The 19,442-nt window shown below is 73.2% G+C and carries 21 protein-coding genes, 1 tRNA gene and 1 pseudogene; 7 read left to right on the plus strand and 16 right to left on the minus strand.

Going from position 1 to position 19,442, the window contains the following annotated elements; translation table 11 throughout:
- Positions 1–47 precede the first annotated feature (47 nt).
- From bet to CP974_RS08505, 9 genes are all read right to left on the minus strand, one after another.
- Positions 48–1,118, minus strand: coding sequence for a phage recombination protein Bet (bet, locus tag CP974_RS08475; RefSeq protein WP_051839923.1), 1,071 nt, complete (start codon positions 1,116–1,118; stop codon positions 48–50).
- Positions 1,115–1,282 (minus strand): hypothetical protein, encoded by a 168-nt coding sequence (locus CP974_RS29555; RefSeq protein ID WP_158100679.1) that lies wholly within the window; start codon positions 1,280–1,282, stop codon positions 1,115–1,117. The genes bet and CP974_RS29555 overlap by 4 nt, the downstream gene beginning before the upstream one ends.
- On the minus strand, positions 1,275–1,571 hold the full coding sequence (locus tag CP974_RS08480) for a hypothetical protein (protein WP_143660376.1): 297 nt from the start codon (positions 1,569–1,571) through the stop codon (positions 1,275–1,277). Before CP974_RS08480 ends, CP974_RS29555 begins: the two co-directional genes overlap by 8 nt.
- Positions 1,564–1,803, minus strand: coding sequence for a hypothetical protein (locus CP974_RS08485; RefSeq protein ID WP_150485790.1), 240 nt, complete (start codon positions 1,801–1,803; stop codon positions 1,564–1,566). Before CP974_RS08485 ends, CP974_RS08480 begins: the two co-directional genes overlap by 8 nt.
- Before the next feature lie 91 nt (positions 1,804–1,894).
- The gene (locus tag CP974_RS08490; protein ID WP_051839929.1) at positions 1,895–2,254 is read right to left on the minus strand and encodes a hypothetical protein; all 360 of its coding nucleotides are present in this window, start codon (positions 2,252–2,254) and stop codon (positions 1,895–1,897) included.
- Entirely contained in the window at positions 2,251–2,931 is a 681-nt protein-coding gene (locus CP974_RS08495; protein ID WP_140160862.1) for a hypothetical protein, read from the minus strand. Before CP974_RS08495 ends, CP974_RS08490 begins: the two co-directional genes overlap by 4 nt.
- Positions 2,928–3,755 carry an HNH endonuclease signature motif containing protein gene (locus CP974_RS08500; protein ID WP_051839931.1) on the minus strand — a complete coding sequence of 276 codons (828 nt, stop codon included), beginning with the start codon at positions 3,753–3,755 and terminating at the stop codon, positions 2,928–2,930. The genes CP974_RS08495 and CP974_RS08500 overlap by 4 nt, the downstream gene beginning before the upstream one ends.
- A gap of 83 nt (positions 3,756–3,838) precedes the next feature.
- Entirely contained in the window at positions 3,839–4,102 is a 264-nt protein-coding gene (locus CP974_RS29560) for a hypothetical protein (RefSeq protein WP_031135504.1), read from the minus strand.
- Complete coding sequence (locus tag CP974_RS08505; RefSeq protein ID WP_078915843.1) at positions 4,099–4,302, minus strand: helix-turn-helix domain-containing protein; 204 nt, start codon at positions 4,300–4,302, stop codon at positions 4,099–4,101. The genes CP974_RS29560 and CP974_RS08505 overlap by 4 nt, the downstream gene beginning before the upstream one ends.
- Before the next feature lie 211 nt (positions 4,303–4,513).
- On the opposite strand from CP974_RS08505, the gene CP974_RS08510 reads away from it, so the two are divergent.
- From CP974_RS08510 to CP974_RS08520, 3 genes are all read left to right on the plus strand, one after another.
- The gene (locus CP974_RS08510) at positions 4,514–4,996 is read left to right on the plus strand and encodes a helix-turn-helix domain-containing protein (RefSeq protein WP_031135507.1); all 483 of its coding nucleotides are present in this window, start codon (positions 4,514–4,516) and stop codon (positions 4,994–4,996) included.
- Positions 4,997–5,104: 108 nt separating this feature from the next.
- Positions 5,105–5,290, plus strand: coding sequence for a hypothetical protein (locus CP974_RS08515; RefSeq protein ID WP_031135509.1), 186 nt, complete (start codon positions 5,105–5,107; stop codon positions 5,288–5,290).
- A 27-nt stretch (positions 5,291–5,317) separates the two neighbouring features.
- A complete protein-coding gene (locus CP974_RS08520) occupies positions 5,318–6,676 on the plus strand; it encodes a site-specific integrase (RefSeq protein WP_051839933.1) in 1,359 nt (452 codons plus the stop codon).
- A 57-nt stretch (positions 6,677–6,733) separates the two neighbouring features.
- Here CP974_RS08520 and CP974_RS08525 read toward each other — a convergent pair.
- Positions 6,734–6,808: transfer RNA gene (locus CP974_RS08525), tRNA-Val, on the minus strand.
- A gap of 171 nt (positions 6,809–6,979) precedes the next feature.
- Here CP974_RS08525 and CP974_RS08530 point away from each other — a divergent pair.
- From CP974_RS08530 to CP974_RS08540, 3 genes are all read left to right on the plus strand, one after another.
- Positions 6,980–7,753, plus strand: a complete 774-nt coding sequence (locus CP974_RS08530) for a DUF4097 family beta strand repeat-containing protein (RefSeq protein ID WP_031135513.1) — start codon at positions 6,980–6,982, stop codon at positions 7,751–7,753.
- Between the two features lie 80 nt (positions 7,754–7,833).
- Positions 7,834–9,219, plus strand: a complete 1,386-nt coding sequence (locus CP974_RS08535; RefSeq protein ID WP_031135515.1) for a hypothetical protein — start codon at positions 7,834–7,836, stop codon at positions 9,217–9,219.
- A gap of 214 nt (positions 9,220–9,433) precedes the next feature.
- Positions 9,434–9,649 (plus strand): FmdB family zinc ribbon protein, encoded by a 216-nt coding sequence (locus tag CP974_RS08540; RefSeq protein ID WP_031129026.1) that lies wholly within the window; start codon positions 9,434–9,436, stop codon positions 9,647–9,649.
- 300 nt (positions 9,650–9,949) lie between these two features.
- Here the strand turns inward: CP974_RS08540 and CP974_RS08545 are convergent, their stop codons facing one another.
- The 3 genes and pseudogenes from CP974_RS08545 to CP974_RS08555 form a co-directional block, all read right to left on the minus strand.
- A complete protein-coding gene (locus CP974_RS08545; protein ID WP_031129027.1) occupies positions 9,950–10,774 on the minus strand; it encodes an HAD family hydrolase in 825 nt (274 codons plus the stop codon).
- A 185-nt stretch (positions 10,775–10,959) separates the two neighbouring features.
- Positions 10,960–13,452: pseudogene (locus CP974_RS08550) on the minus strand (phosphoribosyltransferase); the annotation flags it as partial.
- Positions 13,453–13,914: 462 nt separating this feature from the next.
- Positions 13,915–15,102, minus strand: a complete 1,188-nt coding sequence (locus tag CP974_RS08555; protein WP_031129029.1) for an HpcH/HpaI aldolase/citrate lyase family protein — start codon at positions 15,100–15,102, stop codon at positions 13,915–13,917.
- A gap of 210 nt (positions 15,103–15,312) precedes the next feature.
- On the opposite strand from CP974_RS08555, the gene CP974_RS08560 reads away from it, so the two are divergent.
- A complete protein-coding gene (locus CP974_RS08560; RefSeq protein WP_037936681.1) occupies positions 15,313–16,362 on the plus strand; it encodes a TerD family protein in 1,050 nt (349 codons plus the stop codon).
- Positions 16,363–16,468: 106 nt separating this feature from the next.
- Here CP974_RS08560 and CP974_RS08565 read toward each other — a convergent pair whose 3' ends face one another.
- The 3 genes from CP974_RS08565 to CP974_RS08575 all read right to left on the minus strand — a co-directional run bounded on the left by CP974_RS08565 (position 16,469) and on the right by CP974_RS08575 (position 19,152).
- Positions 16,469–17,209, minus strand: a complete 741-nt coding sequence (locus CP974_RS08565) for a TerD family protein (protein ID WP_031129031.1) — start codon at positions 17,207–17,209, stop codon at positions 16,469–16,471.
- 116 nt (positions 17,210–17,325) lie between these two features.
- Positions 17,326–18,477: a DUF475 domain-containing protein gene (locus tag CP974_RS08570; protein ID WP_031129032.1), complete on the minus strand. Its 1,152-nt coding sequence runs from the start codon at positions 18,475–18,477 to the stop codon at positions 17,326–17,328.
- Between the two features lie 99 nt (positions 18,478–18,576).
- Entirely contained in the window at positions 18,577–19,152 is a 576-nt protein-coding gene (locus CP974_RS08575) for a TerD family protein (RefSeq protein WP_031129033.1), read from the minus strand.
- Positions 19,153–19,442 lie beyond the last annotated feature (290 nt).

Genomic DNA, 19,442 nt, shown 5'->3' on the forward strand with positions numbered 1-19,442 from the left:
GGGGCCGCCGCAGGTTCGGGCCGCGGCGGCCCCGGTTGTGCGGGTGGTCAGGCGGCGGTGCTGGCGCGGAGCTGCGCGAGGAGCGCGCGGATCGCGTCGGGCGACACGTCGTCGAGGGGCGCGCCGAGGGCGGTGTAGGCGTCGGCGTCGATGTCGGTGATGCGGTGCTCGGCGGCGAACTGGCGGAGTTCGGCGACGGCGGTGGTGTGCTCGTCCTCGACGACCTCGCCGTCGACCACCTCGGCGGCGGCCTGCCGCGCGGGCTCCTGCTGCCACCCGGCCTCGCCCGCGGCGTCGGTCACGTCCTCCACGGCAGCCTTCATCCGGCCGACCTCGACGATCCCGTTGAGCGTCGGCGCGGGCATCCCGGCCTGCTTGGCGTCCTGCCAGATCCGCCGGACCGTGTCGGCGTCGGGCGCGGCCTCTGCCTCGGCGAGGAAGTCCCGCGCGGGCTGCGTGGCCCACGGGTCCGCCTCGCCCGGCTGGACGCGGCGCAGGTGCCGGCCCTCGGCCGAGGGGTTGTCCGCCTGGCCCATCTCCTCGGTGGTGTAGACGCCGGCCAGGTCGTGCGGGAAGGCCTTGCGGAGAGCGAGCGCCTCGGCGCACTTGCCCAGCTGACCGGCGGGCATCTTCGCCCACAGGCCGATGGGCTTGCCATCCCGGTTCGTCTGCACGTACTCGCGGTACAGGGCCACCGCCGAGAACCGCAGACCGTCCCGGAGCACGGTCACCTTCGCGGCGGCGGGCGGCTCGTCGGCGAGCCAGACGTCCCGCCACCGGCCGGACGGGTCACACCACAGCGTGTCCTCGTAGCCGTAGCTGCCGCCGGACTTGGCGACGGCGCGGCGGGCGACGACGCGGTACCCGTCGATGCCGGTCTGCGGGGTGTACACCTCACGGCCGGCGCGCTTGTCCCACCGGCCGATGAGGTAGATCTGCCGGGAGAACGGGTCGAGCCCGGTCCGCTGGCAGAGGTGGAGGAAGCCGTCGAGTTCGGCGCGGGTGACGGTGTCGCCGATGCCGGACTGCCGCAGGACGGTGGCCTGCTGCTCGGTCCACTGGGTCTGGTCGGGGCGGATGGCGAGGGCGCCGCCGGTCTGGACGAGGTCGGTGCTCATCGGGTTCCGTTCGTGGTGGTGGGGCGGGGCGTCGGGTAGCCGTCTTCGGCGGCGGCGAGGGCCGGGAGGTCGGCGGTCGTCGCGAGGCGCAGGGTGCGGTGGGTGCAGCCGGGGGCGTGGGCGTACGGCGTGCAGTGGGCGCCGTCGCAGAACCGGTCAGCCACGGTCGGCACCGCCCTCGATCACGTCGATGTGGGTGAGGCAGATGCCGCCCGCGTAGCCCTCGACGGACACGACCGGCTCGCCGTGGCCGAGCGTCCACGCGGGAGTGCGGGTGACGGTCGTCAGGCCCTCGCACAGCTCCACGCTGGCCGGGTCGACGTAGTGGCCGTCCCGCTGACGCTGACGGACGCGGATGGTGAGAGGGTCCTCGGGGCGGACACCGGGGTACGCCATCACGGGCGTACCGACGGGGTACTTCGCGTTGAACTCGTCGGCGGTGAGGTCAGCCACGGTCGGCACCGCCCTCGGGGAACGCCTCGTCGAGGAACTTGCGGATCTCCGCGGCGTCCCGGGCGTCCAGTTCGACGCGCAGCAGGTTGGTCGAGGAGCCGTTGTACTTGGGCCCGGCGAGCCGGTAGCCCCAGCCGCCGTCGTTCTCGTCCAGCTGGACGATGTTGAGCTGGAGCCGCTTGGTCCAGCCGTCACGGTCGACGTCGATCACGATGCGGGGACGAGCGGTCATCGGGTGCCTCCGGGGCGGTAGGTGAGGAGGAGGGCCAGCCACACGAGGGCCAGACCGAGGGCGGCGAGCGCGGCGCACAGCCAGGGCCACGTCACGCGATCACCCCCGGGTCGGCGAGCGGCGGGATACCGCGCTCGGCACGAAACTCGTTGACCGCGGCCTCGCAGCACACGGGCTCGCCCTCGACGCTGTGCTCGTCGGGCAGGAGCCCACCGCGCGCCACGTCGTCGGCGGTCAGCACCTCCCAGACGCAGCCGCAGTGCGAGCACTCCTCGTGTGTGTCCCACAGCGACACGACCTGCTCGACGCCGTTCACGTGCCGCTGTACGGCGCGCTCGATGTCGGCGAGGAGCCTCTGCATGGCGTTGTGGTCCTGCTGGCCCTTCCGGCCCAGAGCCCAGGTGTCGGGCGTGATCTCGATGCGGTAGTTGTCGCGGATCGTCTTCTTCACGCGGTCACCCCCGAGCCCGGCGCGAGCCGCTCCAGGCGGTGGTCGAGCGGGTCCAGCAGGTGCCGCTGCTCCGCCAGCTCCCCCCGCGACGGCCCGGCGGCGAACTCCCGGCAGGTGCACGGCTCCAGCGGGCCCCACGGCCCGCCCGGCTCGTGCCGGCGCGGCAGCATCGCCCCGCAGGACCGGCCCGCGTGGTGGTGGTCGGCGCCGGTGTGACCGCAGCGGCAGAGCACCGGCCCGGCGGGCAGGTCACCGACCCACGGCGTGGACGCCTCCGCCAGCACCTCGGCGGCCGCCATGTGCTTCCGGAACTCGCACTGGGTGCACGGCTGCCCGTGCTCGTAGCCAGCGCCGCAGACCGGGCACTCCTGGAACCGGGCGAGCTTCACCGCCTCCAGCGCGGCGATCCGGTCGCGGTTCGCCCGCAGCGCCTCCGCCGCGTCGGACAGCGCCTCGTTCGTCTCGTGCCGCTCCGCCTCCAACTCGGCAACCCGCGCCACCAGCCACCGCACCGCCGGGAGCAGCGACTCACCCAGCTCGAACGGCACCGCGCGCGGCCCGCCCATCGGGGCCAGCTCGACCCGCAGCGCGAGGTCCTCGCTACGGCGCCGCGTCAGCTCGACGGCCGACTCCGGCGACTGCAACAGGCCCGCCGCGTTCACACGTCGGGCGTTCATGCGGCACGCTCCGGGGCCGTCGCCAGCATCTCCAGCAGCGCAACCGCGTCGTCCGTCGAACGGCCGATCGCGTCGTTCCACTCGTCGACGTGCGCCTCCAGCGAGAACACGTCCCCGTACTCGGGCCCCCCGTCGATCGACAGCGCCACGAACCCGATCGCCATGTCGCCCAGCTGCGACGACCGGTGCGGGTCCCCGGTCGACGCGCACTTCAGGGCCGCGACGATCGACATCGGCCGCATGGCGTGCGGCACCTCAACCGGGCTGATCTCCCGGTCGCACGGGTCCACGACGTGGTCGCCCTGCCACAGGCCGTTCGCCTGGATGATCCGCGCCGCGGCCAGCAGCACGGCCGACACCGTCGACGGGCGGGGCTGCTGCTTCTCCCGCCAACGTCGGGTGAACTCCCGGCGGCACGCTCGACACACCCGCGCGTTTCGGTTGGAGGGCCGGTAGGTGTTCACCTCGTCGTACTGGTGACCCTTCGGGCAGTGCGTCCTCCCTCCTGGGCCCCTCCCTCGCGAGTCCCGGTCGTGCATGTTCTCTTTCTGCGTCCCCGGGCGCAGGTGCGCAGGGTTGACGCAGGCCGGCGTGTCGCAGGAGTGGAGGATGAACAGGCCCTCGGGGATCGGACCGACGTGCACTTCGTACGAGGCTCGGTGGGCGTAGAGGTACGAGCCGCTCAGCTTGAACTTGCCGTAGCCGTCGGCGGTGCGTCCGCGGGTCCACAGCCAGCACGTCTCCGTGCGGTCCGTTCGCTCGTTGAGCAGGGCGAGTGCCCGCTGCCTCCCGTCGAGGACATCGAAGATAGAGTTCGACTTCACGGTGAGCTCCAGTTCTCGAGTGTTGGGGTGAGCCGAGGGGTCGCGCAGGGCCTGGCCCGGCCCGGCGGCCCCGATTCCGTTGGTCAGGCGGCGCGCTTGCGCGTCATCCGCTCGCGGCGGTGCGGCCGGTGCGAGGTGCCGGCGACGATGTCGCGGATGTGCTGGGCGCTCCAGCGCGGGAACCGGCCGACGTACGTGTGCTGGATGCGGTCGGCCGCGGCGGCGCGCTTGAGCCAGTTCGCCGACATGCCGGTGTACAGGGCGGCCTCGTCGGCCGTGTACAGGCAGTCGTCCCGCAGGGGCGGCAGGTCACTCTTCTGCCTGATGCCGATGACGGCAGTCGTCACAGCTCCTCCTTGTTTATGGCTTCGGGCGGCACATCGAGGGCGCGGGCGATGAGGAGCACCGTTTCCGGCGATCCGCCGCGCTCTCCGCGTTCGAGTCGAGAGAGATAGCCCCTGCTCAGGCCGGTCTTCTCTTCCAGTTCGCGCAGGCCACAGCGTTTGGCCGTTCTCAGAGCCCGGATCGCAACTCCGTTGGGCTTCATCCCTGCTTACGTTAGACATTCCTTTGACATTGCGCAACACCTGAGCTGACTTAGGCGACATCGAATCGACTTTGGTTCGACTGGACGGGCGCGAACGGACGCGAAACGGCGCAACGGGCAACCACGTGATGGCGTCAGGCGCTCAAAAGCGCTGGTGCGAGGCTTGAACCGCACGCGCAGGGTTGCCTAAACGTGCGGCATGATGTGTCCCATGAATCGGGACTGGGCGCGGCTGGGGCGCGCCATCAAGGCGAGGCGGGAGCAACTGGGACTGACCACCCAGCAGGCACTCGCTGACGCTGCGGGCGTCACCAGACAGACCGTGCAATCACTGGAGTCCGGTAAGCCGCGCTCCCGCATGCCGGCGACAGTTGCGGCTGTGGAGAAGGCCCTCCAGTGGGACCCTGGCGAAGCGTCCCGCATCCTCACCGAGCCGAGCAGCCCGGTGGAGAAGTACGCCGAGGGGATGCCCTCGCGCGTGCGCCGAGAGCTGTCGGATGGCGAGGTCGTCGACACGGAGGTGCTGGACCTAGGCATCCCGGGGTCCGGGTCGCGCCTGGTGGTCGTGTTCAAGCGGGACTCGCCCGCAGGAGACATGGACCCGGCGGAGCTTCAGCGGCAGGTGGAGGAGTGGACCCGCATCCAGCGCGCCATGCGGCACCTGGCCGCCCAACCTGACGACGATTCACGTTGATCGGCGCTAGTTGAAGGCTGTCCGAAGACTTTCACGGCGTGCCCCTGTGTGACACAGTGATCACTCAACCGCGAGGGGGGCTAACCGCGTAGGGGTTGAGGGGGCCGCATGCTGGTCCGCGTCATCAGGATGCCCAGGCTGCCTGCCGGGACGTCCGCGATTCTCGATGTCCAGTCAAGCCCGCCTGTTCTCTGGCTACAGGAGGACGAGTTCCCTGCCAATGCCACACAGGCGGTGAAGAGCAAACTCGAAGCGCTGCTCAACGACGACGATGACGCCAGCGAGCAGCGCTAGGCCCCGCACCTGAGCACTGGAGGTGCCATGGCATACGCAGAGAAGCGCGGCACGGGCAAGAACCCCTGGCGCGCCCGTTACAAGAAGCCCGACGGCAGCCTCGGCAGCGAGCCGGGCTTCCGCACCAAGAGGGCAGCTGAGGAGTGGGGAGAGGACCAGGAAGCCGCCATCAGGGCCGGCCGCTGGCGCGACCCGGACAAGGCCCGTACCCTGTTGAAGGACTTCGTGCCGATCTTCATGGAGGCACAGAAGGTTGCGCCATCCACGGTGATCAAGCGCAAACGTCTGCTCACCCGGCATCTGCTGCCTGCCTTCGGAGACACCCCGCTCTGCGAGATCAACGTCTTCACCGCGCGCGCCTGGGGCAACAAGCAGACATGCTCGCCGGTGACGGTGGGACACGCCCTCACCTTGTTGAGCATGATTCTCACCGCAGCAGCTGACGCGGAGTACCTCCTCGCGAACCCGATGTACGGCCGACGGCGCCAGTCGACGGACCGGGCCGTACACGACGCGACGCAGCGGCAGGGCGCCGTCGAGCATCATGACGAGGACGAAGAGGTATGGGCCCAGCCTGACCAGGCGTATCGGCTGTACAAGCGACTCGGCGGCGTTCAGGGGCTCATGGTGCTCTCCGACTGCTACCTGGGCCTGCGGTGGGGTGAGCTGGCCGGGCTGCACCGACGGCTGGCGCTCATCCCGAAGACCGAGATGCTCGACGGCGAGCCGTGGGAGCGGTGGTGCCTGCGCATCGACGCGCGGGTGGGCGCCCTGCACGAGGTGGAGTTCGAGCTGTCACCCGAGGAGCTGATCGAGTGGCACCGCGCCGAGGACGCCCGGCTGGAAGCGTGCCGGGAGAAGGGTTGGAAGGCCAACCGGCGCAAGGAGCCCAAGCACCAGGTGCGGCTGTACCTCGGGCCGCCGAAGAACCGCACCAGCGCCCGTGACGTCGACCTGCCGCCGTTCCTGGTCGATCTGTGGCGGGCTCACCTGGAGTCGTGGCCGCACCCCTACCCGTTCTCCACGCCGAGCGGGGAGTGGTGGCGGCGGGGGAACTTCGGGAAGGGGCTGCGGGCCGCGGCGGACGGGCGGGACGCGATTCCGCGCAAGCGGGGCTTCGCCGGCCGGGAGGAGTGGAAGCCGATCTTGACCGGCTTCACGATGCGGGGGGCTCGGCACACGCACGACACGTGGATGAAGGAGGACCGCGTCGACCGGGCTCTGAGGTTCGAGACTATGGGGTGGGCCGTGCGGGGAGACATCGAGGGGACGTATGAGCACGTGACGCCTGCGATGCGGAAGCACCGCCTGGACGCGCTGGAGGCGCGGTGGCGCCGCGGGGTCGAGCTGGCGGCTCGGGCGGAGGAAGCCCCTTCGGGAAGTTGATCTCCCATTCTGCTCCCATTCGACGCCGAAGGCCCCCCGGTTGGGGGGCCTTTTGGCTGGTGGGCGCGGACGGTTTCGAACCGCCGACATCTGCTTTGTAAGAGCAGCGCTCTACCCCTGAGCTACGCACCCGTGGAGTGAGCCAACAGCGTACATGGCTTTCCGGTGGGGTTCGCAAACCGTTGCGGGGGTTAGCCCCACCCCCGGCGGGGTGGGTCGCCGGATCGCCCCGCGGGGGCGGGGGTACGTAGCGTGAGCGGGTCGCAGGGGTTCTGCACGTGGTTCCGTACCGGGGGAAAGCTCGTGGTCGCTCAGGATGTCCGTCGCCGTACCGTCCGTTCCGTCGCCGTGGTGGCGGCCGTGGTGCTGGGGGCCGGCGGGTGCGGGAGCGCCGACGCGGCGCGGGCGCCGCAGGAGCGGAAGGTGTTCCCGTTCGACGGTGACGTGCTGACCGTCGACTCCGGGGACAGCGACGTCGTGCTCGTCCCCGCCGACGTGGAGGACGTGGAGGTGACCCGCCGGGTCGACGGGTGGGTGGTGCTGGGCAGCGGGCCCGAGGCCCGGTGGCGGATGGAGGGCGGCACCCTCACCCTCGACGTGGTGTGCGACGCCGTCGTGCAGAACTGCGAGGCCATCCACGAGGTGCGCGTCCCGCGGGGCGTCGGCGTATCCCTGCGGGGCGACAGCGGCGACGTGTCGGCGAGCGGCTTCGCCTCGGCGCTGACGGTGCGCACCGACAACGGCGACGTCACGGTGTCGGGCGCCCGCGGCCCGCTCGACCTCGCCACCGACAACGGCACCCTGCGCGTCGACGGCGCCACCTCCGCGAAGGTCGCCGCCCGCAGCGAGAACGGCGACATCCGCCTCGGCCTGCGCGGCGCCCCCGCGAAGGTGGAGGGGCGCAGCTCCAACGGGACCGTCGTGGTCGAGGTGCCCGCCGCGGCCGGGCCCTACGCCGTGGACGCGGGCTCCGACAACGGCACCGTCACCACCGACGTGCCCCGCGAGGAGGGCAGCCCCCGCTCGATCACCGCGCACAGCGAGAACGGCGACGTGACGGTACGCACCGCGAACTGATCCGCTCTCCCGTTCGTCCTACCTGGTGGAAGAATGAACCGGGCCAGCTCGGACACGGACGGACGCAGCGGGGAGCGGATGTGACGGGGACACGCGGCGCACGGTGGCGGGACGCGGCGGACGTGCTGGCCCTGGTGCTGCTTCCGCTGCCCCTCCTCGCCGCCGCCCGCGCCGGGCTGCTCGCCAACGCGGGCGCCTTCGCCGGCGGCGGGTCCGGGGGCGGGGCGCGCCGCTGGTTCGGCGGCGGGCGGGCCGAGAGCCAGCGTGCCGAGGCGCAGGCCGCGAAGGACGCCGCGGCGGCCGCGTTCTACGACCTGGACACGGCCCAGCGGGGCCTGCGGATCTCCATGGAGACGATCGCCGCCGTCGACAGCTCGCCCGACGCCGCCCGCGCCGCCGAGGCGTTCACCGCCCTGGGGCGGCGCATCGACGAGGTCAGCCACACGTACATCGAGGCGGTCGACCGCTACGACCTGGACCGCGTCGACCTGGACGCCGCGACGGCGTCCGGCGCCCGCACGGAGCTGACCCGCGCCAAGGACGAGCTCGTCCGGGTCCGCGGCGAGCTGGACCGGTTCGAGCAGGGGCTCGGACCCCTGCTGGCCACCGCAGAGTCGCAGCTCGCCCGCCTCGCCCCGGCCGTCGAGCGGGCCAGGGCCGCCCTGCTCGCGGCGAGCCGGGCGCTGGACGCCGTACGGGACACGGGACTGCGCGCCGACGACCTGGCCGCGCGGCTCGCCGCCCTCGCGCCCGAGCTGACCCGGCTCAACGAGGGCGCCGGGCGGCACGGCGTGCCCCAGACCCTCCAGCGGGCCGACCGGGTGCTGCGCGAGGCGGAGGCCGTACGGGCGGAGGCGGAGCGGCTGCCGGAGCGGGCCGCCGAGACCGACCGGCGCCTGGTGTCCCTCCGTACGCGCGCGCAGGCCCTCGCCAACCGGGCCGCGTCGGTGGAGCCGGTGCTGAGCGAACTGCGGCGCCGGTTCAGCGCGGCGTGCTGGCAGGACCTCCAGCCGGTGCCCGCGCGGGCGGAGCGGGACGTGCGGCGCGCCGAGGAGAAGCTGGCGGAGGCGGGCCGGGCGCGGGAGGAGCAGCGGTGGGCGGACGCGACGGCGCTGCTGGGCACCGTGCGGGCGCTGCTGAACGCCACGGACGAGGCGGTGTCGGCCGCCGGGGACCGGCTCCGGCGGCTGGACGCCGTGTCGAAGGACCCGCAGCGGGAGATCGACCGCACGCGCTTCACCATCCGGGACGCGCAGCGGCTCGCCATGGACGGCCGCCACACGCCGGACCCCCGGCACGCCGGGCCCCTCGACGAGGCGGTGGCCCGCCTGGAGCGGGCGGTCGGCGGCCTGGAGGGGCGGCACCCGGACTACTGGCACTTCCTGGCGGAGACCGAGGCGGTGCGCGCGTCGGTCGGGCGGGTGGTGGAGCGGATCCGTGAGGAGCGGGGCGGGGGCGCGCGGTAGGGGGCGGGTGAGGAGGTGTGTGGCAGGGGGCGGGTGAGGTGTGCGGTAGGGGTGGATGCGCTTGCGGGTGCGGCGGCCCCTGACCTCCGGGCCCTGGGTGGGTGGGCAGGGGCGTGCCGGGCGGGAGGGTGCGGGGGCGGGACGTGCTCTGGGTGTGTGGGCGGGTTCCCGGTATGCGGGGGACGGGGTGCGCGGCGGTCGTTAACCTGTGCGTATGCCTCGCTACGAGTACCGCTGCCGCACCTGCGGCGACACGTTCGAACTGAGCCGTCCCATGGCGGAGTCCTCCGCCCCCGCCGCCTGCCCCGCCGGGCACGACGACACCGTGAAGCTGCTGTCGGCCGTCGCGGTCGGCGGCGCCGCGTCGGCGGCCCCGGCCGCGCCCGCCGGTGGTGGCGGCGGGTGCTGCGGGGGCGGCTGCTGCGGCTGACGAGCCCTGCGGCGGTGCTGCTCACCGGGCCCGGGGCCCGGCTCCCCTCCGAGCCGGGCGCCTGGGCGTACCGGGCCGCCTGGCCGCGCCGGGAGCCTTGCCGCGCCAGGAGCCTTGCGGCGTCGGGGCCTTCTCCGGCCGGGGGCCGGCCGGAGCGCGGGAGCCCCGCTGCGGGAGCGGGCCGAGGCTGCTCGGCGCCCACCCACCGGCTCCCGGCCCGGCCCCGGCAGGACGGCGTGGGCCGGGGCGCCCACCCCAGGTGACCGTGGCCGGTCCGGATGGCCGCAGCCGGGCCGGGGCCTACGCCTCCGCCGCGCCCGCCGCGGCCAGGAAGCGGCGCAGGATCTCCTCCCCCGCCGCGACGCCCCGGTGCGCGAGCACCTCGACGTTGGCCGCGCGCCAGTCCGTGTCCGCCAGCTCGCCGTGCCCCGGCCGCCACGCCCGGTCGGCGGCGAGCAGCAGGTCCGCGTCGAGCAGCGAGTCGCCCGCCGCGAGGACGGTGCGGGCGCCGGTGCGGCGCGCCACCTCCCGTACCGCGGCGCTCTTGGTGAGCGGCCTGGGCACCGCGTACACCTTGCGGCCCTGCAGGGACACCGTCCAGCCGCGTGCCCCGGCCCAGTCGGCCAGCTCCTCGACCCAGCCGTCCGGCAGCAGGGCCCGCTCCACCACCAGGTACGCGAAGAGGTCCTCGGCGACCCGCTCCTTCAGCAGCCACGCCGGGTCGGCCGCCGCCAGCAGGTGCGCCCGCACCTCGTCCAGCGAGGCGCACTCGTCGGCGAGGCGCGCCCCGACGGCCGCCCGCCAGGCCGGGTCGGACTCGCCGTCGACCAGCAGGTGGCCGCCGTTGGCGCAGATCGCGTACCGGGGCGGCGGGCACGGCAGCCGGACGCGCCGGTACTGCTCGCGCGTCCGGGTGGTGACCGGCATGAACGCCGCCGTGCCGGCCAGCCGGCCGAGCAGTCCCGCGGCCGCCTCGGTGACGTACGAGAGCGGTTTCCCCCCGTACACCTCCACGCACAGCAGGCGCGGCGCCTGCGCGTCCGGGACGGTCAGCGCGAGCGCGGCCGACGAGTAGATGAGCGTGCGGTCCAGGTCGCTGGCGACCAGCACGGGCCGGGCCGTCACGGCGCCGTCACCGCCCCGTTCCCGGCGGCGGCCGGCCGCGCGACCGCCCCGCCTCCGGCTTCGGTACCGGCCACGGCACCCGCACCACCTCCGGCCGAGGCCGACTGGACCGCCGCCCCGCCTCCGGCACCGGGACCGCCCGCGGAAGCGGCCGCGCCCCCGGTACCGCCTCCGGCCGGCTCCGCGGCCGTCGCGCGGCCGTCGGTGCCGGTCGCGCCGCGCGTGTACTTCGGGTGGATGAGCCCGACGCACGTGTACGGCAGGCCGTCCACCTCCTCGACGGGCACCCCGCGCTGCTCCGCGAGCAGCCGCACGTGGTCCAGGTCGGCGCCCGCGCCGCGCTGGGCGAGGACCTTCCACGGGACGCGGCGCAGCAGGACGCGGGTGGTCTCGCCGACACCGGGCTTGACCAGGTTCACGTCATGGATGCCGTACTCCTCGCTGATCCGCTCGACGGCCGCCCACCCCTCCCAGGTGGGCGTCCGGTCGGTGGCCAGGAGGCGGGCGGTGTCGTCGGCGACCTGGTCCGCCACCTCCCCGAACCGCTCCGACACCGCGTCCAGGAAGTCCCCGGACACGTCGGCGCCCGCCAGCTCGCGGTAGAACTTCGCGCCGTGGTAGTCGTGCGGGCCGATCAGGTCGGCGCGCAGCACGGTGCGGGAGACCAGGCCGGAGACGGTGGAGTTGAGGCAGGCGGACGGGATGAGGAAGTCCTCGCGGGTGCCGTGGGTGCGTACGCACGAGCCGGGGTCGGCCAGTACGGCGATCTCCGGGTGGAAGTCCGGGAAGTCCGCGAGCGCGGCGGTCAGTTCACGGGTGATGGCGCCCTTGCCGGTCCAGCCGTCCACGAACACGACGTCCGCCGGGTCGTGGTGGGCGCGCAGCCAGCGCAGGGCGTTGGTGTCGATGCCCCGGCCGCGGACGATGGACACCGCGTAGTGCGGCAGGTCCAGGCCGTGGCGGTGGCGGGCCCAGCGGCGCATCAGCACGCCGACGGGGGTGCCCGCGCGGGCGAGGGAGACCAGCACGGGGCGCGGGGAGCGCTCGGCGAGCACCGTCTCCGTGACGGTGCCGACGGCGCGGGCGATCCGCGCGGCGGAGGCGTCCAGGGCGGCGTGGAACAGCTTCTGGTAGTCGTCGCTCGGCTGGTACTCGACGGGCAGCGACTCGGCGTAGTGGGCGCCGCCGCTCTGGATGGCCTCCTCCCGCTCCTCGGTGGGGGCCTCCAGTTCGACGGCCGACAGGTCCTTCAGGAGCCAGCCGACCTCGTCGGGGGCGTAGGAGGAGAAGGCGGGTCCGCGTAGCGGCTCGGGCAGCATGCCGGCTCTTTCCGGTACGTACGAGGGGACGGTGGCCAGCACGACGCGCGGGACGTGCGCGGTGAGCTGGGCGAGCAGGCCCCGCGGGGCGTGCAGGGGCGGGGTGTCGGCGGCCGAGTCGACGACGACGGCGACCGCGTCGAAGCCGCCGCCCGCGACGTTGTAGGCGTAGCGGTCGCCGGGGCCGTCCGCCGGGTCGTCGTGCGCGGGGAAGACGAGGCGGGTGCGGATGGCGTAGCCGGGGTCGTCCACGGCGAGGACGGGCGAGCGGGTGGTGGTGGAGAACCGCACGTCGGCGTGGGGGGCGAGCTCCTCCAGGGCGGCCGCCAGGGCGAGCGGCGCGTACATGAGCTCCTCGCTGCCGAGTACGAGGACACGGGGCCGTCCGTCGTCCGCCGCGGCGCCGTCCCCGGTCGTCACTCCCGCCCGGCCGGCGCTCCCGGCCGCTCCCGCCCGGTCGGCGCCGCTCCCGGCCGCTCCCCTCCGGCCGGTGCCGGCCGCCGCCGGCAGTCCCAGCGCGTCCGCCAGGCGGGCCGCCATCGCCGGCAGCGCGGCGTCCAGGCGGGCGCGGTGCTCCGGGGTGAAGCCGTGGCGGCCGCCGTCGGGCAGCCTCGCCGGCCAGCCGAGGTCCACGCGCCGCACGGCGGACGCGTCGCCGCACAGGTCCGGCGCGGGCCGCTGGTGGGCGGCCACCAGGGCGCGGCCCTTCTCCAGCACGCCGTCCGGCAGCCGTACCGTCCCTGCGGCGAGGGCGACGAGGTCCACCCGGGCGCCGATCTCGGCGGCGAACTCCGCGAGCCGCCCCCGGTCGCCGGCCGACCGCATGTCGACGAGGGCCACGATCACGTACCGCTCGCGCGGATACCGCCCGTGCAGCGCCCGCACGGTGTTCAGCACGGTGTTGCCGGTCGAGAACTCGTCGTCCACCAGCACCAGCGGCCCCGGCCCGGCCAGCAGATCCGGGTCCTCCGGGAGCAGCAGGTGCGAGGTGTGGTGGGAGTGCGACTCCTCGAACCCGGCCGCGCGCGGCACCCCGGGCACGGGGCGGCGCGTGGAGTGCAGGTACGGGGCGAGGCCGAGGCCGTCCGCCACGCAGTGGCCCAGGCCGGTCGCCGTCTCGGCGTACCCGACGACGACCGCGCGCCGCGCCTCGGCCTCGCCGAGCAGGGCGCGCACCCGGCGCCCCAGCTCGTGTCCGCAGCCGCGCACGAGGGCGGGGCTCTGCGGCACGTGCTTGCCCAGCACGCGTGAGACGAGGAGGTGGGCGCGCTTGGGGTTGTCCCGCAGGGCGAGCCCCAGCAGGTCCCGCACCCCCGCGCCCCCGCCCGTCCGGCCTGCGGCTCCGGGGGCTCCGGTCACCTCACCGGGGGCCTCTGCGCCGAGGCCCACTCCACCGCGGGCCCCGGGCCCGGAGGGGTCCTGGCCGGAGGAATCCGGGCCGGGAAGTCCCGGACCGGCAGGTCCCTGCCCGGAAGGTTCCGGACCGGGGAGACCCGGCCCGGAGAGATCCGCACCGCGAAGCTCTACGCCCAGCCGTTCGGCGACCCATGTCCCCGTCCACACCGTGCCGTGAATGACGTGCCTCTTCTCTCTCGGATGTCTCGGATGCCTCGGATGCCTCAGGCGGGCGCCGCAGGCCCCTCAGGTCGCTGAGGCCCCTGAGGTCTCTGGGGCTCCCGGCCTCGCAGACCTCTCACGTCCCCCAGACCTCTCACGTCCCCCAGACCTCTGACGTCCCCAGACCTCTGAGGCCCCTGTGGCCTCGCAGGCCACGTCCGTCAGGTCCCTCAGGCCCCCAACCAAGGTCCCTCCCGGCGCCGCTCACGGCACCGCCAGGCCCGCGGCGAGCAGGTCGACGAAGCCCACGTCCGCCTTGGCGACGCCGAACACCTCGGCCCGCTGGAGCGTGCGCTCCGCCCACGCGCGGTGCGGCTTCACCTCGTTCATCTTGTTGGTGTACGCCGAGCGCAGCACCCCGCCCCCGTCCTGCTCGGGGCGCAGGATGTCCCGGGCGTCGCTGTACTCCTCGTGACTCACCACGGACAGCGCGTGCACGGGCTGGACGTGGGAGGGGTGGATGCAGGTCTTGCCGAGCAGGCCGTTCGCCCGGTCCAGCTCGATCTCGCGGAGCAGCCCGTCCAGGTCGTGCTCGATCAGCGCGGTGCGCAGGGCCTCGGCCCGGCCCTCCAGGAAGGGGCTGCGGCGCAGCATCGGCTTGAACATCCGCTCCTGGAGCCGGAAGTACTCCCACACCGGACCGGTGATCGTGAAGCCGGTGCCGTCGGCCCGGCCCAGGATGTTGACGACGTCCGCGATGACATGGGCCACGATCTTCACGTCGTACGCGGTCATGTCAGGCGAGCGGCGCAGCCCGTACGCGGAGCAGAAGTCGGTGACGCCGAGGCGCAGCGCGAGGACCCGGTCGCGGTGGGCGGCCACGGAGCGGGCTATCCCGGCGAGGGTGTCGGCGCGGGTCTCCAGGTGCAGCAGGTCCGGGGACTCCAGGACGGGCATCGCGTACAGCGGCCGTCCGCCGAGCGCGTCGGCCGCCTCGGGCTCCGCCTCGGCCTCGGCGACGGCCTCCAGGAAGGGCGTTCCGCGCTTCTCGGTGAATTTCGGCAGTACGAATCCGGACAGCAGGCGCACGGTCGGGCCGAGGCGGCGGACCAGGTCGGGTATCTGCTCGGGTTCGCGGACGCGGATGAACAGCAGCGGCGGCTCGCCACCGCGCCCGGACAGCTCGGCGAACTGGCGTACGAGGTTCTCCTCGCCCTGCGCGACGTCCCCGTCGCCGATGGAATCCTCCAGGCAGAGCACCATGGAGACCACCCCGCGCCCGACCTGCTTGCACACGTCGTCGGCGAGGGCGGGCCGGGTCGCGGGGCTGTAGAGCGTCGCCCCCAGGGCGGCCGAGAGGACACCGGCCGGCGAGTGGGCGTTGAACGCGCGCGGCTCCCGATGGAACAGCCCGGCCCGGGCAGCGGGCGAGATATGCCCGAAATGACGCATACGGTTTCCCCGAACTGCTGTGACGTACTGCCTCCGGTTCGAAGACATGTGGCCGGTAATAGTACGTATGGACAGGTGTCGCCGGTTCCCCGGCGATGTGAACGGCAGGTGACGCGGGGGCCGCATCCGGGTGTCGCGGCGGCCGGTCGGCGCGCCCGGTAGCCGCCCCCGCGTTGTCCCACGGGCGGGCGGCCAGGCAGGATGACGGGCATGACGCACGAGATGCTGAAGGGCTCGAACGTCCCCCTCGACGCCGCGGCCGTACGGGCCGTACTGCGCTGGTCCCCTGGCCCGGGGGTCCCCGACGTGGACGCCTCGGCCCTGCTGCTCGGCGCGGACGGCCGGGTGCGCTTCGACGAGGACTTCGTCTTCTACAACCAGCCCTCCCACCCGTCCGGCGCGGTGCGCATGCTGCCGAAGCGGCGCGAGGACGACGCGCTCACCGACACGGTCGAGGCGGATCTGTCGGGTCTGGAGGCGTCCGTCGACCAGGTGGTGCTGGCGGCGTCCTCGGACGGCGGCACCTTCGCACACGTGCCGGACCTGCGGATCGTGCTGTACGACGCCGCCGCGGGCGAGGACGCCCAGGCGCTGGCGTCGTTCCACGTGCGTCCGGAGACGGGCGAGGAGACCGCCATGATCTGCGGTGAGCTGTACCGCAGGGGCGAGGGGTGGAAGTTCCGCGCGGTGGCCCAGGGCTATCCGACGGGGCTGCTCGGGCTGACCACGGCGTTCGGCATCTCGGTCGAGGAGGACGGGCTGGAGGAGGCCGGGCCCGAGGCGGCCGGCGCGGAGCCCGGCACCCCCGGCGCGGAGCCCGGCGCCTCGGGCGGGCCGGCCGCGCTCTCCGTACCGGTCCAGGCCACGGCCCCACCGGCTTCCCTCGACCCGCCCCGGCCTCCCGCCCGGAGCCCGCAGGACCCGGCCCGGAGCCCGGCCGAGAGCCCGGCCCCGGTTCCCGAGGACGCCACCCAGGCGATATCCGCCCCGGCCGCCGCCGCGGCGTTCCCCGCCGCTCCCCCGGCGCCTCCGCTCCCGCCCACCGCCCCGCCCGCGTACGGCTACCCGCACCCGGGCGGGGCGCAGCCCGCCTACGGGTACCCGGGTCCGCCGCCGGCGCCCGCGTACGGCGACCCCGGCGGCGGGCCCGCGTACGGCTACCCGCATCCGGCGCCCCAGCCGGTCCCGGCGGGCGCGGGGGCACCCGTACCGGACCCGGAGTTCCGGCTTCCGCCGATGGGGCCGCAGTTCCAGCGCTGACCCCGTACGGGGCCGGGGCGGGCCCCGGGCGCCGGGGCACGCGCCCGCACCCGTACGGCGCGACCGCCGCCACATCTCGGCGGGGCGGGCACCCCGGCACGAGCCGTCAGGACGCGTCGGCCTTGAAGCCCCGGCCCCACTGCATGCCCCAGCCGTACATCCGGTCCAGCTCGCCCTGGAAGCCGTAGACGAACTTCACCTCGCGCCGCACCAGCAGCTCGCCCTTCACGTTCTCCAGCAGGAAGACCGCGCAGGACCGGGCCTCCGGGGCCCGCTCGTCGAGTTCGATCTCGACGCGCGGGCCGTTGCCGGGGTAGAGCGTCATCTTGGCGTGCGTGCGGTCGAAGGCGGGCGTCTGGTCGTAGATGTAGACGAAGAACAGCAGCCGCCTGATGTCGTCGCGGTGGTCGAGGTTGACGAAGATCGTCTCTCCGGACGGCGAGCCGAACCGGTCGTCGCCGCTGAGCTTGACGTACGGCGGGTCGTTCAGGTCCCCGAGGTAGCCGCCGAGCGGCTGGACGACGCCCTTGGAGCCGTCGGCCAGCTCGTAGAGGCAGCCGATGTCCAGGTCGACGTTGGCCACCGCCCTGGTATGGGCCTGGACCGGTTCGGGTTGGAAGAACTTGAGCGGATGCCGCAGCAGCCTGCCGCTCTGCCGGGGCCTGCCGTCGAAGTCGGACGTGCGCATCTTCCACGAGAGGTTGACGCGCAGGTTGCCGCTCACGGCGCCCTGCTTGGTCAGCGAGACGGTCGGACGCCGCCGGGTCAGTTCGATCGCGTTGCTCGCGGCGCTGCCCGAATCGAACTGCGCCGCCCTGTTCTGCCGCAGGCTGTCCCAGAAAGCCATGCCACCCCCCAAAGGTGTACGGATACGCGGCGGGGCGGCCGGGAGCACCCGGCCGCCCCGCACAGAAGCGTTCCGCATCGCCGGGGCTGTCACACCCCGGTCTCGTGCAGTGACCGTCACACCGCCGAGGTGACCTCGGTCTTGTCTCCTTCCCCCTTGCCCACGGCGGCGTTCTCGGCCGCGGCGATCCGCTTGTTGCGGCGGACCGAGGAGAGGAAGGAGGCGGCGATGAGGATGATGCCGACCGTGCCGGTGATGAGCTCGTGGATCTCGTGCTGGATGGTGATGAGCAGGATCGCGGCGAGGGCGCCGATGGCGTAGTGCGCGCCGTGCTCCAGGAACACGTACTCGTCGAGCGTGCCCTGGCGGACCAGGTAGACGGTGAGCGACCGGACGTACATGGCGCCGATGCCGAGGCCGAGCGCCATCCAGAAGATGTGGTTGGTGATGGCGAAGGCGCCGATGACCCCGTCGAAGGAGAACGAGGCGTCGAGGACCTCCAGGTACAGGAAGAGGAAGAACGCGGCCTTGCCGGCGAGGCCGACCGCGGATACCTGCTTGCCCTGCTGCTTGGCCTGCTCCTCCGCCTCGTGCTCCCGCTCCTCGTCCTCCTCCAGCTTGTTCTCGAAGTAGCCGGAGAGGCCGCCGACGACCAGGTACGTGATGAGGCCGGCGACGCCGGAGAGCAGCACCGTCGCGGACTTGTCGGCGTGGCCGGCACTGGTGTGCGCCTGGGTGGCGAAGGTGGTCGCGGTCACGAGGAGCACGATGAGCGCGATGCACACCGAGAGCATGTCGATCTTGCCGAGCTTGGCGAGCGGGCGCTCCAGCCAGCCCAGCCACTTGAACTCGCGCTCCTCGAATATGAAGTCGAGGAAGATCATGAGGAGGAACATGCCACCGAAGGCGGCGATGGACGCGTGCGCGTCGGTGACGAGCGCCTCGTACTGCTCCGGCTGGTCGAGGGCCAGTTGCACGGCCTCGATGGGACCGACCTTGGCGCTGATCGCGACGATCACGACCGGGAAGACCAGCCGCATACCGAAGACCGCGACCATGATGCCGATCGTCAGGAAGATCTTCTGCCAGAAGGCGTTCATCTTCTTGAGGATTCCGGCGTTGACGACCGCGTTGTCGAAGGAGAGGGAGATCTCGAGGATGGACAGGATCAGTACGATCCCGAACGCCTCCCACCCCCACTGCCAGGCGGCGAAAGCGAGGCCGAGCGCCGTGACGGCGAACGACCAGCCGAAGGTTTTCAGAACCACTGACTACCCAATCGTGTCGGGGTCCTCGCCGGCGAAGGCTGCCGGAGCATCTCCGCCACGCCGATTGCGCCGGTGCTTGACCGAACCCTGGGACGAGCTTCAGGAAACATTGACCCCGAAGTCTAGAGCGATGCCCCGCAGTCCCGACGCATACCCCTGGCCCACCGCCCGGAACTTCCATTCGCCGTTGTAGCGGTAGAGCTCGCCGAAGATCATGGCGGTCTCGGTCGACGCGTCCTCGCTGAGGTCGTATCGGGCCAGCTCCTGGCCGTCGGCCTGGTTGACGACGCGGATGAACGCGTTGCTGACCTGGCCGAAGGTCTGGCCGCGGTTGTCGGCCTCATGGATGGAGACGGGGAAGATGATCTTGTCGCAGTGGGCGGGTACCCGGCTCAGGTCGACGACGAGCGACTCGTCGTCGCCGTCGCCCTCGCCGGTGAGGTTGTCACCGGCGTGCTCGACGGAGCCGTCGGGGCTGGTGAGGTTGTTGTAGAAGACGAACCACTCGTCGCCGAGAACCCTGCCGGACTGGCAGAGCAGTGCGCTGGCGTCGAGGTCGAAGGGGGCCCCGGTGGTGGAGCGCGCGTCCCAGCCGAGACCGACCAGCACCTGGGTCAGGTTGGGTGCGGCCTTGGAGAGGGAGACGTTGCCTCCCTTGGCGAGCGTGACGCCCATGACGATGATCCTCCCCGATGACGTACTGCTGCTGTCCGCATACTGCGCCGCGCGGTGCCCGTACGGACCTCCACACGCGGTGCGCCGCGCAGGTGCGCCGCGTGGGGTGCGCCACATGCGCGCGCCTCGTGCGATGCGCCACAAGCGGTGCGCCGCACACGGCCGGCTGTGCGGTCGCCATGTGCGGTGCCCGCGCCCGGTGGCTCCGTGCGCGCCCGGCGCCGTCGCACGCGGTGTGGCACGTGCGCGTCCGGCGCCGCACGGGCGGGGCGGCGCCGGACGGTGCTTCG

The sequence above is a fragment of the Streptomyces fradiae ATCC 10745 = DSM 40063 genome, from assembly GCF_008704425.1.
GTDB classification, from domain to species: Bacteria; Actinomycetota; Actinomycetes; order Streptomycetales; family Streptomycetaceae; genus Streptomyces; species Streptomyces fradiae.

Excerpts from the sequence above, each read along its gene's own strand:
- CP974_RS08485 (WP_150485790.1), bottom strand. The coding sequence starts at position 1,803 with ATGACCGCTCGTCCCCGCATCGTGATCGACGTCGACCGTGACGGCTGG.
- CP974_RS08540 (WP_031129026.1), top strand. The coding sequence starts at position 9,434 with ATGCCTCGCTACGAGTACCGCTGCCGCACCTGCGGCGACACGTTCGAA.
- CP974_RS08520 (WP_051839933.1), top strand. The coding sequence starts at position 5,318 with ATGGCATACGCAGAGAAGCGCGGCACGGGCAAGAACCCCTGGCGCGCC.
- CP974_RS08515 (WP_031135509.1), top strand. The coding sequence starts at position 5,105 with ATGCTGGTCCGCGTCATCAGGATGCCCAGGCTGCCTGCCGGGACGTCC.
- CP974_RS08575 (WP_031129033.1), bottom strand. The coding sequence starts at position 19,152 with ATGGGCGTCACGCTCGCCAAGGGAGGCAACGTCTCCCTCTCCAAGGCC.
- CP974_RS08495 (WP_140160862.1), bottom strand. The coding sequence starts at position 2,931 with ATGAACGCCCGACGTGTGAACGCGGCGGGCCTGTTGCAGTCGCCGGAG.
- CP974_RS08565 (WP_031129031.1), bottom strand. The coding sequence starts at position 17,209 with ATGGCTTTCTGGGACAGCCTGCGGCAGAACAGGGCGGCGCAGTTCGAT.
- CP974_RS08510 (WP_031135507.1), top strand. The coding sequence starts at position 4,514 with ATGAATCGGGACTGGGCGCGGCTGGGGCGCGCCATCAAGGCGAGGCGG.
- CP974_RS08555 (WP_031129029.1), bottom strand. The coding sequence starts at position 15,102 with ATGCGTCATTTCGGGCATATCTCGCCCGCTGCCCGGGCCGGGCTGTTC.
- CP974_RS08505 (WP_078915843.1), bottom strand. The coding sequence starts at position 4,302 with ATGAAGCCCAACGGAGTTGCGATCCGGGCTCTGAGAACGGCCAAACGC.
- bet (WP_051839923.1), bottom strand. The coding sequence starts at position 1,118 with ATGAGCACCGACCTCGTCCAGACCGGCGGCGCCCTCGCCATCCGCCCC.
- CP974_RS08560 (WP_037936681.1), top strand. The coding sequence starts at position 15,313 with ATGACGCACGAGATGCTGAAGGGCTCGAACGTCCCCCTCGACGCCGCG.